Genomic DNA, 16,879 nt, shown 5'->3' on the forward strand with positions numbered 1-16,879 from the left:
CCGGGCACTGGGCCGAGGCGGAGGGGATAACGGAAGTGGACAAGGCCGACACGGCCACGCCCGACGCTGCGAGAACTGCTGCTGAACCGAGGGAACGAACCAATTGACGCGCAATCATGCCGCCATTGTGCCCAGCCAACACGCTCGCTAAACACAGGAAACACCGAAATTACCGTGTTCTCATAAAATCACCGCCCGCTGATGCGGACGGGCTGAGATTGGTTGTGCGCGGCGCTCATCCGGCGCGGGCGCTCGGGCGGCACGCGACCGCCCGTCGCGGGGGGCTCGCCGGGAGCCATCTTGGCCGGGGCGGAGCGCGGACCCGGACAGCAATGTGGTCTGCTACTTGTAGTTACGAGCCGGCGGCACGGTGAAGCAACCGCCGACCCCGGCAAGCGGCTCGAGTGAATGCGGCAGCGAAGTTGAACGCGATAGCGCAGGCCCTGAACACGGTCACGGACCACGTGGCCAACCCGGCGCGGGTGTCGGACCCCGACAAGTTGCGGGGCACCGTCCTCGGCAAGACCGTGTTGGTGACCGGAGCCTCCTACGGCATCGGTGAGGCCACCGCGCGCAGTCTGGCCGCCGCGGGGGCGACCGTCCTGGTGGTCGCCCGGTCCGAGGAGCGGCTCTGCGACCTGACGGCGTCGATCAACGCCGGCGGGGGTCGCGCGGTCGCCTACCCGACCGACCTCACCGACGAATCCGCGGTGAGCACCCTGACGAAGCAGATCACCGAGGAGCACGGCCCGCTCGACATCGTGGTGAGCAACGCCGGCAAGTCATTGCGCCGCTCGCTGCATGACCAGTACGACCGGCCGCACGACTTTCAGCGCACCATCGACATCAACTACCTGGGGCCGGTGCGGCTGCTGCTGGGGCTGCTGCCGGCCATGCGCGGCAAGGGCAGCGGGCACATCGTGAACGTGTCGAGCGTCGCCGTGCGGGTGGCGCCGGGTCCGCAATGGGGTGCCTACCAGGCCTCGAAGGGCGCCTTTGACCGGTGGCTGCGGAGCGTGGCGCCGGAGCTGCATATCGACGGTGTCGACGTCACCACCGTCTACTTCGCGCTGGTCCGCACCAGGATGATCGCGCCCACCCCGCTGCTGGGTAGCCTTCCCGGGCTGTCGCCGGACGAAGCCGCCGACGCCATCGCCAAGGCGATCATCGAGCGGCCGCGCACCATCGCGCCGCCCTGGGTGCTGCCGGCCGAGCTGGCCTCGGTGCTGCTGGCCGGGCCGGCCGACTACGCCGCGCGGCTGTGGCATCGCCGGTTCTTCAGCGAGTCCGACACCGACGAGGCCGACGATGACGAATGACCGCGCGGTCACCACCGCCGCCCGGGCCCTGCTGCGCTCCGGTCTGCTCAGTCCGCCGGCGCCGCTCGCGGGTTTCCGGCTCCTTCGCGAGGTCCGCCGGGGCGGCACGAATCCCTACACGCTGCTGGCGGTCACCACCGCCCGTTGGCCCGACCGGACGGCGATCGTCGACGACGACGGCGCGCTGACCTATCGCCAGCTGCAGCGAGCGACCGAGTCGCTGGCGCGGCGGTTGGCTGCCGACGGCGCTGCACCCGGGCAGGCGGTCGGGGTGATGTGCCGCAACGGACGCGGTTTCGTGGCGGGCGTTTTCGCGGCGGCCCTGCTGGGCGCCGACGTCGTGCCGATGAGCACGGAGTTCCGCAGCGATGCGCTGGCGGCCGCCGTAGCGGCCCACCGCATTTCGGCCGTGGTCGTCGACGCCGAATTCGCCGAGCGGGTCCGGGGGGCGGACGAATCGGTCGTCACGGTCGATCCGGCGACGGTCGGCACCGACGAGGGCGCTCGCCCGGACGTCGCCGCCCCCGGCCGCATCGTGCTGCTGACGTCGGGCACCACCGGGAAGCCCAAGGGTGTGCCGCGCACACCACAGCTGCGCTCCGCGGTGGGCGTGTGGGTGACGATCCTCGATCGCACCCGGTTGCGCACCGGTTCGCGGGTTTCGGTGGCAATGCCCATGTTTCACGGGCTGGGGCTGGGCATGATGATGCTGACCTTCGCCCTCGGGGGCACCCTCCTGACGCGCCGTGAGTTCGACGCCGAGGCCGCGCTGGCCCAGGCGTCGCTGCACCGCGCCGACGCCTTCACCGCGGTTCCGGTCGTGCTCGCGCGAATCCTGGAGCTGCCCGAGCAGGTGCGGGAGCGAAACCCGCTGCCCTACTTGCGCACGGTGATCTCCAGCGGCGACCGCCTCGACCCCACTCTGGGCCAGCGGTTCATGGACGCCTACGGCGACATCCTCTACAACGGCTACGGCTCCACCGAGGTCGGCATCGGCGCGCTGGCCACGCCGGCGGATCTGCGCGAAGCCCCCGAAACCGTCGGACGGCCCGTCGTCGGGTGCCCGGTGCGCATCTTCAACAAGAACGACAAGCCGGTCGGGCCGCGGGTCACCGGGCGGATCTTCGTCGGCGGCGAATTGACCAGCGAGGGCTATACCGATGGCGCGGCGAAGGCCGTCGTCGACGGCATGACCAGCACCGGTGACATGGGCTATCTGGACAACGCGGGCCGGCTCTTCATCGTCGGCCGCGAAGACGACATGATCATCTCCGGCGGCGAGAACGTGTACCCGCGTGCGGTCGAGAACGCGCTCGCCCAGCACCCCGCCGTCGCCGACAACGCGGTCATCGGCGTCCCCGACGAACGGTTCGGTCAGCGCCTGGCGGCGTTCGTGGTCGCGCAGCCGGGCGGCAAGATCGACGTGGCCGAGCTGCGCGAGTACCTGAAGGGCCGGGTCTCCCGCTTCGAACAGCCCCGCGACATCAACGTCGTCGACAGCATCCCGCGCAACCCCACCGGCAAAGTGCTGCGCAAAGAACTGTCCGGCTGAGGGCTCACTCCTCGCCGGGCTCCAGGGCGGCGACCTGCTTGGCCAGCCAGTTGGGTGCCAACGCCGAGATCGCGGTGGCACCGGCCGTCGAACCCAGCACACCCGACCAGGCCACCGGCCCCAGCGGCGTGCACCCGAAGAACTGACTGAGCACCGGCGTCTGCACGATGCCGACCAGCACGCCGGCGCTGCCCAGGGCGGTCGCCACCACGAGCGGGCTGTGCCTGCGGGTCAGCAGCGTCTGCGCCAGCTGCGTCGTCACGAGCGCGGTCAAACCCATCGTCGCCGTGCGGCGTTCGGTGCCCGGCGTCCAACGCCCGATGGCCCAGGCGGCCGTCGCCCCGGCGGCCGTGACGGCGCCGCGGGTCACGATCTGCCGCATCAGCGGGGCGTCGAGCGACGGCGTGGGGCCGGTCAGCACCGCGAGACGGTGCAGGCGGCGCGCCTCGTCGGCGGCTTCGGCGGATTCGTACTCGCTTTCGTCGGGCTCGACGTATTGCGAGGTGACCGCGACCGCGAGGGCGGGGAACATGTCGGTGAGCAGGTTGACCAGCAGCAACTGACGCGTCCCCACCGGGGCGCGGCCTTGGCCGAACGCGGTCCCGATGATGGTGAACAACACCTCGCCGACGTTGCCGCCGACCAGGATCGTGACGGCGTCACGAACCCCGCTCCACATGCTGCGGCCCTCGACCAGGGCGTCCATCAGCACGCCCAGATCCTCGTCGGTCAACACGATGTCGGCGGCGCCGCGGGCGGCCGACGAACCGCGACCGCTGACCCCGATGCCGACGTCGGCCATCCGGATGGCGGCGGCGTCGTTGGCGCCGTCGCCGACCATCGCGGTCACCCGCCCGCAGCGCTGCAGGGCGCCCACGATCTGCACCTTCTGCTCCGGGCTGACCCGGGCGAACACCTGGACGTCGGCGACCAGACGGGCGCACGCGTCCTCGTCGAGGCCGGCGAGCTCGGCGCCGGTCACCACCCGCGCGTCCTCGGGCAGGCCCAGCTGGCAGGCGATCGCTCGCGCGGTGATCGGGTGGTCGCCGGTGATCAGGACGACGGTGCGGTCGGCGTCCACCAGCGCCTCGATCAGCGGTCGCGCCGATGCCCGGGCGGTGTCGGCCAGGCCGACGTAGCCGAGCAGTTCGAGGTTCTGCGCCGCGGCGTCCACGGCGTCGGCGTCGGTGTCGTCGTCGTCGGTCTCGTGCTTCCAGCCGCGCTGCGCCACCGCGAGCACCCGCAGGCCCTGTTCGGCCAGGCCGTGCACCACCGCCTCGGCCCGCTCCTGGTCGGCTTGCGGGTCGGCGAACTTGCAGCGCGGCAGGATGACCTCGGGTGCTCCCTTGAGGACCAGCACCGGCATGTCCACGGGGTGGCCGTTGTCGTGGCCCACGGTGCCGATCGCGGCGGCGAAGCCGCGGCTGGACTCGAACGGCACCTCCGCGAGCATCTTCCAGTCCGAATCACCCTGGCCGTTCAGCGAACTCGCCGCGGTGAGGATCGCCTCGTCGGTGGCGTGTGCGTGCCCCTGGCCTTCCTGCGGCTGAGCGGACGCGCGCGCGGCGGCTCGCAGTAGGCCGGCCGATTCCGGGTCGGTCAGCTTCGGGAAGGGCTGGTGCGGGTCGACGTCGTCGGGCACGGCGCACACCACGCGCAGCCGGTTCTCGGTGAGCGTGCCGGTCTTGTCGAAGCAGATGGTGTCGACGCGACCCAGCGCCTCGATGGTGCGCGGCGCGCGGACCAGGGCCCCGCGCGCGGTCAGCCGCTGGGCCGCGGAGAGCTGGGACAGGGTGGCCACCAGCGGCAGGCCCTCGGGGACGGCGGCCACCGCGATCGCGACACCGTCGGCCACCGCCTGGCGCAGCGGCGCCTGGCGCAGCAGCGCCAACGCCGATACCGTCGCGCCGCCCGCCAGCGTCAGCGGCAGCACCTTGCTGGTCAGTTCCCGCAGCCTGGCTTGGATTCCGGCTGACGTCTCGACGTCGGCGACCGCCGAGATCGCGCGGTGCGCGGCGGTGCCGACCCCGGTGGCGACGACGATCGCCCGGGCATGCCCGGCGACGATCGTGCTTCCCTCGAACAGCATGCTGGCGCGGTCGGGGTCGTTGACGGCGACGGGGTCCACCTGCTTGTCCACCGGAAGCGACTCGCCGGTCAGCAGGGACTCGTCGACCTCGACGTCCTCGGCGACCAGCAGGCGGGCATCGGCCGGGACCACCTCGGGTGCGGCCAAATCGATGACATCGCCGGGCCGCAGGGACTTCGCGGACACGGTCGCGGTGCGGGTCGCGTGCCGCGCGGCCTCGAGCCGGCGGCGCGTCGTCGCCACGGCCGGCACGACCACCCGGCGCACCAGCTGGTCCTGCTCGGCGAACAGCTCGGCGGCGGCGGACTCGGCCCGCAGGCGTTGCGCCCCACCGGTTATCGCGTTGACGGTCATGACGCCGGCCACCAGCAGCGCATCGACGTTGCTGCCGACGATCGCCGACGCCGCCGCGCCGACGGCCAGGATGGGCGTCAGCGGATCCGCGAGTTCGGTCCGGGTTGCCGACGCCAGCCGGGCCACGCTGTGCAGGGGCTTGCGCAGGGGTTCCAGCGCAGGGCTGTACGACAGGTCGTCGAGACGGCGCCGCCAGGACGGCTCGGTTTCGACGGCCATCGGCCGCGCGCCGCCGGCCAGCCGCGAGTACACGATCTCGGGATCCAGTGCGTGCCAGGCGGTCAGCGGTTGGGGAGTGGGGTCGGGCAGCCGGAGCACCCGGGTGGCCGAGAAGGTTCCGGCCAGCAGCGCGGTGGCCGCGGCGGCATTGACCGGGTTGAGCCAGCGCCGGAAGCTCACCGGGCTGGTGCCTGCCTCCTGCTCACCGGTGACGAGCAGCAGACCGGCCAGCGTGGTGCCGCCCTGCGCCAGGTGCACCGCCGACTCGCTGGCCGACCGGGCCACCGGGATCGCCGACAGGATGCGCACAGCGTCGGCCAGATCGGTGCCCGTGATGATGTCCGCGGTCCACGCCGTCGCGGCACGCGGATCGTCAAGCGCGACACCGACATCGGCGATGGCGAGCGCGGCCAGGGTGTCGGTCGAGGCGAAATCCCGATGCAGCGCGGTGATCAGCAGCACCGGTCCGCGATCGGTGCGCAGCTCCCGGACCACATTCAGCAGCGGCGTGCCGGGCGGATGCGTGGTGCCTACGCTGGCGGTGAGGTCTTCGGTGCCCGCGACATGGCGCAACACCACTCGCGCACCGGTGCGGTTCGCGGTCTGGAACAGCGGAATGGCGTAGGGGTCGACCTCCCAGCCCACGTCGACACTGCCGACGCATTCGCCGTCGACGATCAGGTCGGCGCTTTCCAGGCCCTGCGCGGGTGTCGCCGACGACCCTTGTTTGCGAACCCATTTCAGTCGTGCACCGGTCGCGGGCAACTCATCCGGGTCGGGCTCGGGCGCCTCCTCGCCGTGCAGCAGCGCGTCGGCCACCTCGTAGACCCGGTCGTCGTCCCAGCCGGGAGCGTCTCCGCGGACATGCAAGACCGCGCGATGATCGCCGCGCAGCGCGGCGCCGTCGATGACGACCACCTTCACCCGGTCCAGGCGGCGCAGGGCGCCCGGGTCGAGCACCAGTTGTCCGGAATTGGCAAGTCCGCGGCCGAGAATCGCGGCGAACGCCTGGCGGCCCATGTGCGCGGCGCGCGGCACGCCGGCCTCGATGGCGGCGGCCGCGTCTTCGGTGCCGCCGCCGGCGACCAGCGCGCTGACCGCGGCGATCAGCGAGCCGTTGGCCGCCGAATCGACATATCTTTCCACCGGCCCGGCCATCGAGCCTTTTGCCTTGTCCATCGCGGCGTCGATTGTTCCGCCGACCACGACGTGCGACGCCTCACCTGCCGCCGCCGCGGCCCAGCTGTGCCGGGGCACCTCCGACTTGGCCGAGGAAATGACCGGGACCACCGGGGCCTGCGGCCGGTCGGGGGATGCCAGCTGCGGTTCGCGGTCGCGCCAGACGCGCCGGTGCGCGGACGCCTCGGAGACCTGCAGGGTGCGTTGCGTCAGGTCGAGCATCGGCGTGCCGAACGACTGGGTCAGACCGTGCGCGGCCGCCGTCGTCGCGGCCAGGGCGATGTCGGTGCCCACCCGGCCCAGCCGCGCCTCCAGGATCGAGACCATGCGCGGTTGGTGATTGATCAGCGCGGCCGCGGCGCGGGTGGTCTGCGGCGCGGCGGGCAGCCGGGTCACCCATCCGGTGACCGCGGCACCCATCGCGACGAGATCCATTGCCGCGGCGGTGAGCGGCACCAGAATCGCCAGCGGGTTGCCCGGGTCGGCGAACGGCGCGGACAGCGGCGGCGACTCAGTCTTGGACCACGTGATGTCGGAGGCGATCGAGGACACCGTCGCGCGCACTTCGTCCAGAACCGCGTCGTTGTCCGCGTCGTCGGACAGTTCGACCACCAGGCGGCCCAGTGAGCCCTCGACGTGGGCCTTGGTCACGCCCGGGATGCGGCGCACCGGCTCTTCCACGGCGGGCGCGTACTCGTGCCAGCGGGGGAAGGGAAGCAGTGGATCCAAGTCCAGGTGCACGCGGTGCCCGCTGTGCCAACGCACCGGCGGCAGGGCGGGGGAGCCGTTGGATGAACCGTCCATCCCGATCGCGCGGCCCGTCGTCTGGGCGACGGACTGGATGACCGGGCCGGCGAGTTCGGCTACCGGGCTGGCCAACGTCTGCAGCGCGCCCGCGGCCCCGGCCGCCGTGGACACACCGGCCCGCACCACCTGTGCGGCTCCGCCAGCTACGCCAGCGACGACGCTGGAAACGCCGGGAATCTTCACTCGTCACCCTTCAACTTCGTCTACCGCGCCTAATGATCCTGTCGTGTGGAGGACCTGTCCACACGTGGGCGGGAAGGTAAAACCGTGCGACGACACCGATGACGATGCAGGTCGGGCCTCCCTTAGAGAGCAAGGGGTGCGATTACGTCCCTGCTCAGAGGTTACCGGGTTGCCGCCAAACCAAACGTGGGGAACAACCCGGCGTCGAGGAAGACGGTGATGCTCGCGATGCCGGTAACTCCGGTGGTCAAGACGTGGATGGAATGGGCCCGCATCGCTCCGCCGGGGTCGCGCCGGTACTCGGCAACGGCGGGTTGCGAATTCGCGGCCGTCGGGACCATCAGAATGTCGCCGGGCTCGGCCAGGGCGCGTCCGGCAAGGAATCGCAGCACGGCGTCCCGGCCGGTGAACCACACTGGCATGGGCGGCATTTCGAGTTTGACGTCGGCTTGCAGCAGCGCCGTCAGCGCGGCCATGTCCGCGTTTTCGAATGCCGCGCAATACCGGTCGAGCAATTCGCGACGCTCGGCATCGCCGGGCTCGGACATGCTCTCCTCGGCGGGGGACAGTTCGGCGAGGTGGGCCCGGGCGCGCTGCAGCGAACTGTTGACCGCCGCGGGCGTGGTTTCGAGGAGTTCGGCAACCTCGGCGGCGCTGAACTGCACGACGTCGCGCAGGATCAACACCGCGCGCTGCCGCGCCGGAAGCTCCTGAAGCGCCGTCATCACGGCCAGCCGCACGCTCTGCTTGGCGGCGAGGTCGTCTTCGGGGCTCTTGAACATCAGCGCGTCGGGAATGGGCTCCAGCCAGGCGTGCGCGGCGGCCTTCGCGTCGAAGTCCGCGTCCGGGTCGATCGAGCCGTCCCCCACGCCCATCGGCAGCACGCGGCGGGCGCGGTTCTCCAGCGCCCGCAGGCAGGCGGTCGTCGCGATCCGATACAGCCACGTCTTCAACGCCGCGCGTTCCTCGAATGCCGGATAGCCACGCCAGCCCCGCAGATACGTCTCCTGGACCAAATCCTCGGCGTCGTGCACCGAGCCCAGCATGCGGTAGCAATGGGCGATCAGCTCGGCCCGAAACGGCGCCGCCTGCTCGACGAAATCCTCCTGCGCCGGCACGACCCACTCCTTTCGGCTGCGAGGGAACCTACTCCCTTAGAGACGTCCGGCCCGCGCAATTCATCGGTCCGCGGGCGATGAATCCAGGTGTCGCGCCGTATCTGAACTAGTGAAGACGCGGCCACGGCCGCAGACCACGTCAGAGAGCGAGAACGACCATGAACCAACCCCGCACCGCTCACGCCGACGGGCTCGCCGGCACCACCGCGATCGTGACCGGAGCCGGCCGCGGATTCGGCCGTGCCATCGCCGCCGCGCTGCCGGCCGCGGGCGTGCGCGTCGTCGGCGTTGCACGCACCCGATCGCAACTCGAGGAGGTACGCGCCCAACTCGGCGACGCCTTCACACCGGTGGTGGCCGACGCCGCCGATCCGGCGACGGCCGAACGGCTGATCGACGAGTACCGGCCGCGCACCGTGGTGCTGTGCGCCGGCGCGACGCCGCCGATGCTGCCGCTACAGGAACAGACCTGGGAGACGTTCAGCGAGAACTGGAACTCCGACGTCGCGCAGGCGTTTCACTGGGTTCGCCAGACGCTGTTGCGCCCGCTGGCGCCGGGCAGCTCGGTGATCGTGATGTCCAGCGGCGCCGCTCTGAACGGGTCGCCGCTGTCGGGCGGCTATGCGGGCGCGAAGGCGACCGTCAGGTTCATCACCAGCTATGCCGGCATCGAAGCGCAGCGCGCTGGGCTCGGGATCGGGTTCACCGCCGTCCTGCCGCGGTTGACGCCGGCCACCGCCCTGGGGGCTGCCGCCGTCGCGGCCTACGCCGACCGCCAAGGTGTCGACGTCGACTCCTTCGTGCAGGCCAGCGGGCCCGCGCTCACCGCCGAGCAGGTGGGCAAGTCGGTGCTCGAGATCGCCACCGGCGACGCCACCGGCCAGGACGCCTACCTGCTCACCGCCGCCGGCCTCTCGCCGCTGGCCTGAACAATCCGAGACCGAAAGGCACCCAGCGATGAACACACCGCCGATCGTGTCCGCCCAGCAGTGGGCGAGCGCGCACCAGCAACTGCTGGCAAAGGAGAAGGAACTCACCCGGGCCCATGACGTCCTCGCGGCCATGCGGCGCCGGATGCCGTGGACGGTCGTGGACAAGCGGTACGAGTTCGACGGACCCGAGGGCAGGGTCGACCTGTTGGGCCTGTTCCAAGGCAGGCGTCAGCTTGTCGTCTATCGCGCCTTCTACGGACCCGACATCGACGGCTGGCCCGACCACGCGTGCCGGGGCTGCTCGATGATCGCCGACCATGTCGGCAACCTGGCCCACCTGAACGCCCGCGACACCACCCTGGTGTTCGCCTCGCGCGCCCCGCAGGCCGACATCGAGCGTCTCAAGGCGCGGATGGACTGGAAGATGCCGTGGTACACCATCACCGATGACTTCGACGCCGATTTCGGGGTGGACGAATGGCACGGCACCAACGCCTTCATCCACGACGGCGACCGGGTCTTCCGCACCTACTTCATCAACAACCGCGGTGACGAGGCGCTCGGAACCACGTGGAGCTTCCTGGACATGACCGCATTGGGCCGCCAGGAAAACTGGGAGGATTCGCCCGAGGGCTACCCGCAGACCGCCCCCTACGAGTGGTGGGACTGGCACGACGCATACGGCAAGCACGAGCCGTCACGCTGGTTCGGTGACCCCGACCCGAACGATCCCAACGACCAACGGCCGCCGCGCGAGAACTGAGCGGCGTCGGCCGAATTGAACAGAATTGGGCCGGAAAACACGAATGCGCGGTAGCCGTCGGGCGGCTACTCGCGCAATATTCAGGGCGACCGGAATTTGTCAGAGAATTCGGTGGTGTGCCCTGTCGACCTGGTACCCGGCCGGGAATGACTTCTCGATGACCTGCAGGTGGTGGTCCACCCTGGATTCCAGCTCGAGAACCACACAGCTATCGCCGAGCGCTTTTGATTCGAGAACTATGTACCGCTGACCACAATCGGTGATCGGGTCGCCCGAGTGCAATTTCTCGACCGGCACCGACTCCGGAGTTGCATCTGCCTCCATCCATGACACGTTAGGTCAATTCCGTGGGGGAGGGAATAGACCGCTATCCGGTGCCGGCGGGCCGCTGCTTGAAAAACACGCTGACGTGAGAGATCAATCCGTCGCTGTCTTGCTCGAACAGAATGCATTCTGGCCACGTGGTCGCGACGCTGTCTATCTCGAATGTCTCCGACAGCTCGGCATAGGACACCCGGCCGTCCACGTGCGAGACCCGCCGCACGTGCAACCGATGGCCCTCCAGCTCGGTGCACACCTTGCGCAGAAAGGCGACATAGCGCGCCTTGCCCTCGACCACGTCGCAGAACGGCCCCTCCCGGGTCAGGCCCTCCTCGGCGATGGTGTCGGCCAGTCCGTCCCAGTCGTGAGCGGCCAGGCATTCCAGGTAACGCTCCACCACTTGACCTCGGCTGCCCATGTCTTCTCCCTCGCTCGTGGGTCCACGGTAAGCGCGGCGCCCTCGCCGGGCTAGGTTCTCTCCTGTGAGCTGGTGGACCGTCCACGCCGACCGGACGCTGAGCGAACAGGTGCCCGCGCCACCCGACGCCGTCCGCGACTTCTACGTCGACCTGAACAACATCAAGCTCGTCCACCCGCTGATCGTGTCGGTGGAAACGGTGTCCCGCAGCGAAACCCCGGACGGCTACCAGCAGACCTATCGCGTGGTCGACCGAATTCCGCTGGGGCCGTTGACTATACGAACCAGCTATCAGGCCCGGCTGCGGGTGCCCGTCCACGGCGACGTGCTGACCGAGGCCGATCAATCACCCGGGGTGCGGCTGCGCGGCACGGTGAGTTTCGAGCCCGTCGACGGCGGCACCCGGATCACCGAACGGATTTCGATCACGGCGCCGCGGCTACTGGCCGGGGTGACCATCCGCGAAGGGGTCAAGGCGCACGTCAAGATGCTGGCCGGCATCCGGAGTCATTTCGAGTCCGGTTGACCGAATGCGCGAGGACTGCGCCCGTGATCATGCGCCGGCGAAATCGATCACGCCGCGAATGTTGCGGCCTTCCCGCAGGTCTGTCATCGCCTCGTTGATCTGGTCGAGCTGATAGTGGCGGGTGACCAACTCGTCGAGTTTCACCGCGCCGGCCTGGTACATCGACAACAGCATCGGCACGCTGGTACGCGGATTCATCCCGCCGTACAGCGCTCCCCGCAGTTGTTTGGCCGACAGCGTCATTTCCTGCAGCACCAGTGGAACCGGGGGTTCGGTGAACGGGGTGATGCCGGTGAGCACGCAGACGCCGCCCTTGCGAAGCAGCGCCATCGCCAACGGCAGCAAGTCGACGTGCACCACGCCGGGGCAGACCACTACGCGGTCCGCCATCAGGCCGGCGGTGATCTCATTGACCAGCGGTATCGCTTCCTGCGCGGAGGCGGCGGTGTGCGTGGCGCCGAAGATCTTGGCCGAATCCCGCTTGGACTCAACCGGATCCACTGCGACGACATACTTCGCACCGACGGCGCGCGCTCCTTGCAGGGCGTTCATCCCGACACCACCGGCGCCGATGACGACGACGGTGTCGCCGGGTTCGGTTCCCGCCGATATCGTCGCGGAACCCCAGCCGGTGCTGACGCCGCATGAGACGAGCGAAGCGGCATGGAACGGGATCGCGTCGTCGATCTTGATGACCGACCTCTCCGACAGCACCGCATATTCGGCGAACGTGCCGAGTTGCCCGTAGGCCAACAGGTCTTCGTCGCCCAGGTGCCGGCGGCAGGTTCCGTCGGTGGGCATCTCCCGGACGAACAGGCTGGCGCCGATGTCGCAGATATAGCTCTGCCCGTTCACGCAGAAGCGGCAACTGCCGCATGCCGGAATGAACGACAGCGCCACGTGGTCTCCCGGCTGCACCGACGTCACGCCGGGCCCGACTTCTTCGACGACACCGGCACCTTCGTGACCACCGAGCAGCGGGAACCAGTCCGGCGCCGGCTGGCCGCTGGCGGCGACCGCCTCGGCCGTCGGTACGACGTCGCCGGTGAACAGGTGGTCGTCGGAGTGGCAGATTCCGGCGACGGCCATCCGCACCATGACTTCACCCGCGTGGGGCGGGTCCAGCTCGATCTCGCGGATCTCCCAGTCCTGGCCGACCCCGCGGATGACAGCGGCACGACATTTCATTTGCGACCTCCTTGATTTCTAGTGGCATTGCGGCGCCGGCCCTGCGGGGCTCAGTGCGCCAGGCTGGCGCGCAGTTCCCGCTTGAGCACCTTGCCGTAGCTGTTTTTCGGTAGCTCGTCGACGAATTCGTAGCGCTTAGGCCGTTTGAAGCGGGCGATGCGCCGCAGCAGATGCGCGTCCAGCGCCGCGGGTTCGACGGGATCGTCTGTGCCGACGATGAATGCGACCACGACCTCACCCCACTCGGCGTCGGGGGCGCCCACCACGCACGCCTCGGCGACGCCGGGGTGTTCGAGCAGGACCTCCTCCACCTCGCGGGGGTAGATGTTGCTCCCGCCGCTGATGACGACGTCCTTCGACCGGTCCCGCAGCGTGAGAAAACCGCGCGCGTCGAACGAGCCCATGTCGCCGGTGTAGAGCCAGCCGTCCTTGAGCGCGGCGCGGCTGGCCTCGGGGTTTTCCCAGTACCCGGCCATGACCGCGTCTCCGCGACAAACGATTTCGCCGATCTCGCCCGGCGGCGCCGGGCGGCCGTCCGGACCCAGGACAGCGACCTCCATCCCCGACCGGGCGTAACCGACCGAACCCAGGATCGCGTCGTCGCCCGATTCGTGATCGGCGCGCCGCAATCCGGTGATGGTCATCGGTGACTCGCCCTGCCCGTAGATCTGCGCGAAGATCGGGCCGAACGCCGTGATCGCCTTGCGCAGACTTTCGACGTACATGGGTCCGCCGCCGTAGACGATCGTCGTGAGATTGGCCGGACGGGCGCGGCCCGTATCGACCAGCCGTTGCACCATCGTCGGGGCCAAGAAGGCGCTGGCGGTCGGGTGGTGCTCGCAGAGGTCCAGGAATTCGTCGGGATCGAATGCACCTGAGGTGGGCAGTATTTGGCGGGCGCCGCGCAGCACGTACGGCAGGATGTAGAGGCCGGAGCCGTGCGACATCGGTGCCGCGTGCACCAGGCTGCAGTTCTCGTCGGGCGCGTCGATGTCGGCCAGGTGCGCGACCGTCATCGCCGTGAGGTTGCGGTGTGTCAGCATCGCGCCCTTGGACCGGCCGGTGGTGCCGCTGGTGTAGAACAGCCACGCCAGCGCCGTCGGATCGCCGCGCGGGGGCGCCGACGGCTCGGTCGCGAACCGCCGCGAATAGTCCTCGGAGTCAATGATTTCCGTCGGCGTCGTGGTAAGTGGCGCGAGCTCGGCGCCGATCGCCGACGAGGCGAACACCCGTGCGGTCCCCGCGTCGTCGAGGATCTGCGCCATCTCGCGCGGATGCAGCTTGTAGTTGATCGGGACGACGACGCATTCGGCGGCCCAGGTCGCGAACATCAACTCGATCATCTCGGGGCGGTTGTGCGTCGCGATCGCGATCCGGGCACCCGCATGGTGCTGTTGCCGGACCGCCGCGGCCAGACGTAAGGCCCGGTCGCGCAACTCGTTCCAGGTGCACACGCGGCGATCCCCTTGATACACCGCACCGCGGTCGGGGAATCGGCTCGCGGCCTGATCGAGCAGCGCGAACAGATTCATCGCTCGATCCATTGCGCCGCCAGCGCCGACTCCGAAAGATACTTCGTCGAGCTCCAGCCGCCGTCGACGACGATCGTCTGGCCGTTGATGAAACTCCCGCCCGGCGAGCACAGGAACGCGACGGTGCTGGCGATGTCGTCGATGCGGCCCAGTCGCTGATGCGGCGTCATCTCGGTGTTGATTTTACGGAATCGCTCGTCTTCCAAGCGCTTTTCGACCATCGGCGTCACGGTCACCCCGGGCGCGACGGCGTTGCAGCGGATGCCGGACGCGCCGTACTGGCAGGCGATGTGAGTGGTCAGCGCGGTCAGCCCGCCCTTGGCGGCCGAGTAGGCGCCACCGCGCAGGCCACCGACGACCGCGAAGGTCGATGTCACGTTGATGATCGCCGACCCGGGCGGCATGTGCGGCAACACGTCGCGGGCGAGCCGAAACGGGGCCCGCAGCATCAACCCCAGAAAGTAGTCCAGGGTCTCGTCGTCAGTTTCGTGCAGCGGTTTGGGGCTGCCCACTCCGGCGTTGTTGATCAGGAAGTCGATGTGGCCCCACCGGTTGACCGCGTGGTCCACGATGCGCCGCGGCGCGTCATCGTCGGTGAGATCGACGGCGAGTGTCGCGATGCGGTCAGGATCGCCGACCGCGCTTGCCAGTTCGGCCAGCCGCGCCTCGTCGCGGCCGGTGCCGACGACGGCCATACCCATCTCGGCGAGCTTCGTGGCGCACCCCAGGCCGATACCGCTGCTTGCTCCCGTGACGATTGCGACCTGCATCTCACCCATCCTTCATCAGCGACGCCCGGATCTGATGCTTGAGTATCTTGCCCGCGTCGTTCTTCGGCAGGGCATCCCAGAGCACAACCTGTTCCGGGGCCTTGAATTTGGCGACGCCCTTGCTCACCAGCAGGGCGAGCAGGCTCGCGACATCCGGGGTCTGGGCACCCGCGGGGACGATCACCGCACAAGCCCGCTCACCGGTGCGCTCGTCGGGCAGCCCGACGACCGCGATCTCGGCGATGCCGGGATGGTCGGCGAGCAGGTCCTCGACCTCCTTGGCCGAGATGTTCTCGCCGCTGCGGATGATGACGTCCTTGGCCCGACCCGTCACAACGAGGTACTGGTCTTGCGAACCGGCTGAGACCCAGCGGCCGAGATCCCCGGTGCGGAAAAAACCTGCGGCATCGAAGGAATCGTCCTCGGGATGCCGGTAGCCCAGCAGCATCTGCGGACCCCGGACACTGATCTCCCCGTCGCCGGCGGGCGCGGCGTCGTGCGCGACCAGTTTGATCTCGGCGATTCCCGGCCTGCCGTCGGTGTCCGCCGCCCGACCCGCTTCGTCCGGCCGGGGAGCGCCGACGGTCGCGACCGGCACTTCCGTGCAGCCGTACACCCGGGTCACCGCCGCGCGATCGAAATACTCAGCGGCGCGGCGGATCAACGACGGCGGCACGGACGCGCCCCCGCAGATGAAGACCTTCAGGTCGGGCAGGCGGGTGCCTGCGCGCTGCGCGGCGGACAACAGCTGCTGCAGAAACGGTGTGGCGCCCGCCATGTGCGTGCACCGGTGCGAGTCCATCAGTGCGACCGCCGCGTCCGCATCCCAGCGGTCCATCAGCACCGCCGTGGTGCCCAGCAGCAGCGGGCACTCGAAGGCGTATATCGAGCCGCCGATATGGGCGACCGGCGACGGCACCAGGAACGTGTCGCCCGGGGCGATCGTCCAGTGGTCACGGATCTGGCAGATGAGCGCGTGCATCGAATTATGAGTGTGCAGCACGCCTTTTGGCCGGCTCGTGGTGCCGGAGGTGTACAGGATCATCCGTACGGCGTCGGGATCCAGCGCAGGCAGGGTCGCGTCCTGCGGCGGCAGCTCCAGCAGGGCCGCATACGGTGTGTGCGGCCCTGCGTCACCGCGTAGCACCACCACCTCCGGCGCCCGGTCCATCGCGGCGGTCACCCGCTCGAGCATCTCCGCGTAGTCATGCCCACCGTATTGCTGCGGGACGAAAATCATTGCGGTGCCGGCGTCTTGGAGGATGTAGCGCAGGTCGTGGTCGCGCAGCGACGGCAGGATCGGGTTCACCACCATGCCGGCCAGCGTCGCGGCCAGGTAAATGACGGCGCTCTCGTGCCAGTTCGGCAACATGAACGACACCACGCTTCCCGTGGGTATGCGGGCCAACAGGGCGCCGGCCAGCGCACCGGCCTGAGCGTGCAGCGCGGCGCAATCGAGCCGAATATCTTTGTCCACCAGAATGGTTCGGCGCGGCCAGTCCGTCGCGGCGGTGCGCAGCGCATCGGCCAGCGTCGTGTGCACCCACAACCCGCGCCGGTATGCCTCCGCCGCGTGCGCCGCATCCCGGGCGGTCCGGACGATCACCGC

The 16,879-nt window shown here is 69.6% G+C and carries 13 protein-coding genes and 1 pseudogene; 5 read left to right on the forward strand and 9 right to left on the reverse strand.

Features of this window, described 5'->3' with window-relative positions; all coding sequences use genetic code 11:
• Positions 1 to 118 (reverse strand): annotated as a pseudogene (locus tag A5760_RS27435) (cutinase family protein); the annotation flags it as partial.
• Between the two features lie 304 nt (positions 119 to 422).
• On the opposite strand from A5760_RS27435, the gene A5760_RS20235 reads away from it, so the two are divergent.
• Entirely contained in the window at positions 423 to 1,319 is an 897-nt protein-coding gene (locus A5760_RS20235) for an SDR family NAD(P)-dependent oxidoreductase (protein ID WP_419538264.1), read from the forward strand.
• Complete coding sequence (locus A5760_RS20240; protein ID WP_064884055.1) at positions 1,309 to 2,871, forward strand: AMP-binding protein; 1,563 nt, start codon at positions 1,309 to 1,311, stop codon at positions 2,869 to 2,871. Before A5760_RS20235 ends, A5760_RS20240 begins: the two co-directional genes overlap by 11 nt.
• A 4-nt stretch (positions 2,872 to 2,875) precedes the next feature.
• On the opposite strand, the gene A5760_RS20245 is transcribed toward A5760_RS20240, so the two are convergent.
• Both A5760_RS20245 and A5760_RS20250 read right to left on the reverse strand, forming a co-directional pair.
• The gene (locus A5760_RS20245) at positions 2,876 to 7,702 is read right to left on the reverse strand and encodes a cation-translocating P-type ATPase (protein ID WP_064884057.1); all 4,827 of its coding nucleotides are present in this window, start codon (positions 7,700 to 7,702) and stop codon (positions 2,876 to 2,878) included.
• A gap of 161 nt (positions 7,703 to 7,863) precedes the next feature.
• Positions 7,864 to 8,820 carry a sigma-70 family RNA polymerase sigma factor gene (locus A5760_RS20250; protein WP_064884060.1) on the reverse strand — a complete coding sequence of 319 codons (957 nt, stop codon included), beginning with the start codon at positions 8,818 to 8,820 and terminating at the stop codon, positions 7,864 to 7,866.
• 158 nt (positions 8,821 to 8,978) lie between these two features.
• Between A5760_RS20250 and A5760_RS20255 the strand changes: the two genes are divergently transcribed.
• Together A5760_RS20255 and A5760_RS20260 are read left to right on the forward strand one after the other, a co-directional pair.
• Positions 8,979 to 9,749, forward strand: coding sequence for an SDR family oxidoreductase (locus A5760_RS20255; protein WP_064884062.1), 771 nt, complete (start codon positions 8,979 to 8,981; stop codon positions 9,747 to 9,749).
• A 28-nt stretch (positions 9,750 to 9,777) separates the two neighbouring features.
• Positions 9,778 to 10,515, forward strand: coding sequence for a DUF899 domain-containing protein (locus A5760_RS20260; protein WP_064884064.1), 738 nt, complete (start codon positions 9,778 to 9,780; stop codon positions 10,513 to 10,515).
• Positions 10,516 to 10,614: 99 nt separating this feature from the next.
• Here A5760_RS20260 and A5760_RS20265 read toward each other — a convergent pair whose 3' ends face one another.
• Together A5760_RS20265 and A5760_RS20270 are read right to left on the reverse strand one after the other, a co-directional pair.
• A complete protein-coding gene (locus tag A5760_RS20265) occupies positions 10,615 to 10,839 on the reverse strand; it encodes a hypothetical protein (RefSeq protein WP_007769504.1) in 225 nt (74 codons plus the stop codon).
• 43 nt (positions 10,840 to 10,882) lie between these two features.
• Positions 10,883 to 11,254 (reverse strand): nuclear transport factor 2 family protein, encoded by a 372-nt coding sequence (locus tag A5760_RS20270; protein ID WP_064884066.1) that lies wholly within the window; start codon positions 11,252 to 11,254, stop codon positions 10,883 to 10,885.
• A 64-nt stretch (positions 11,255 to 11,318) separates the two neighbouring features.
• Between A5760_RS20270 and A5760_RS20275 the strand changes: the two genes are divergently transcribed.
• Positions 11,319 to 11,780 carry an SRPBCC family protein gene (locus A5760_RS20275; RefSeq protein ID WP_064884068.1) on the forward strand — a complete coding sequence of 154 codons (462 nt, stop codon included), beginning with the start codon at positions 11,319 to 11,321 and terminating at the stop codon, positions 11,778 to 11,780.
• A 27-nt stretch (positions 11,781 to 11,807) separates the two neighbouring features.
• On the opposite strand, the gene A5760_RS20280 is transcribed toward A5760_RS20275, so the two are convergent.
• The 4 genes from A5760_RS20280 to A5760_RS20295 are packed head-to-tail and all read right to left on the reverse strand — an operon-like array spanning position 11,808 to position 16,876.
• Positions 11,808 to 12,968, reverse strand: a complete 1,161-nt coding sequence (locus A5760_RS20280; RefSeq protein ID WP_064884070.1) for an NDMA-dependent alcohol dehydrogenase — start codon at positions 12,966 to 12,968, stop codon at positions 11,808 to 11,810.
• A 50-nt stretch (positions 12,969 to 13,018) separates the two neighbouring features.
• Complete coding sequence (locus tag A5760_RS20285; RefSeq protein WP_064884075.1) at positions 13,019 to 14,512, reverse strand: acyl-CoA synthetase; 1,494 nt, start codon at positions 14,510 to 14,512, stop codon at positions 13,019 to 13,021.
• Positions 14,497 to 15,279, reverse strand: coding sequence for an SDR family NAD(P)-dependent oxidoreductase (locus tag A5760_RS20290; RefSeq protein WP_082279545.1), 783 nt, complete (start codon positions 15,277 to 15,279; stop codon positions 14,497 to 14,499). Before A5760_RS20290 ends, A5760_RS20285 begins: the two co-directional genes overlap by 16 nt.
• Positions 15,272 to 16,876, reverse strand: coding sequence for an AMP-binding protein (locus A5760_RS20295; protein WP_064884077.1), 1,605 nt, complete (start codon positions 16,874 to 16,876; stop codon positions 15,272 to 15,274). The genes A5760_RS20290 and A5760_RS20295 overlap by 8 nt, the downstream gene beginning before the upstream one ends.
• Between the last annotated feature and the right edge of the window lie 3 nt (positions 16,877 to 16,879).

Origin of the sequence: Mycobacterium colombiense, from assembly GCF_001665835.1 — a bacterium.
GTDB lineage: Bacteria > Actinomycetota > Actinomycetes > Mycobacteriales > Mycobacteriaceae > Mycobacterium > Mycobacterium colombiense_A.

Bases quoted from the DNA above. Each gene is read 5' to 3' on its own strand.
- A5760_RS20240 (WP_064884055.1), top strand. From the start codon at position 1,309: ATGACGAATGACCGCGCGGTCACCACCGCCGCCCGGGCCCTGCTGCGC.
- A5760_RS20255 (WP_064884062.1), top strand. From the start codon at position 8,979: ATGAACCAACCCCGCACCGCTCACGCCGACGGGCTCGCCGGCACCACC.
- A5760_RS20260 (WP_064884064.1), top strand. From the start codon at position 9,778: ATGAACACACCGCCGATCGTGTCCGCCCAGCAGTGGGCGAGCGCGCAC.
- A5760_RS20265 (WP_007769504.1), bottom strand. From the start codon at position 10,839: ATGGAGGCAGATGCAACTCCGGAGTCGGTGCCGGTCGAGAAATTGCAC.
- A5760_RS20270 (WP_064884066.1), bottom strand. From the start codon at position 11,254: ATGGGCAGCCGAGGTCAAGTGGTGGAGCGTTACCTGGAATGCCTGGCC.
- A5760_RS20280 (WP_064884070.1), bottom strand. From the start codon at position 12,968: ATGAAATGTCGTGCCGCTGTCATCCGCGGGGTCGGCCAGGACTGGGAG.
- A5760_RS20285 (WP_064884075.1), bottom strand. From the start codon at position 14,512: ATGGATCGAGCGATGAATCTGTTCGCGCTGCTCGATCAGGCCGCGAGC.
- A5760_RS20290 (WP_082279545.1), bottom strand. From the start codon at position 15,279: ATGGGTGAGATGCAGGTCGCAATCGTCACGGGAGCAAGCAGCGGTATC.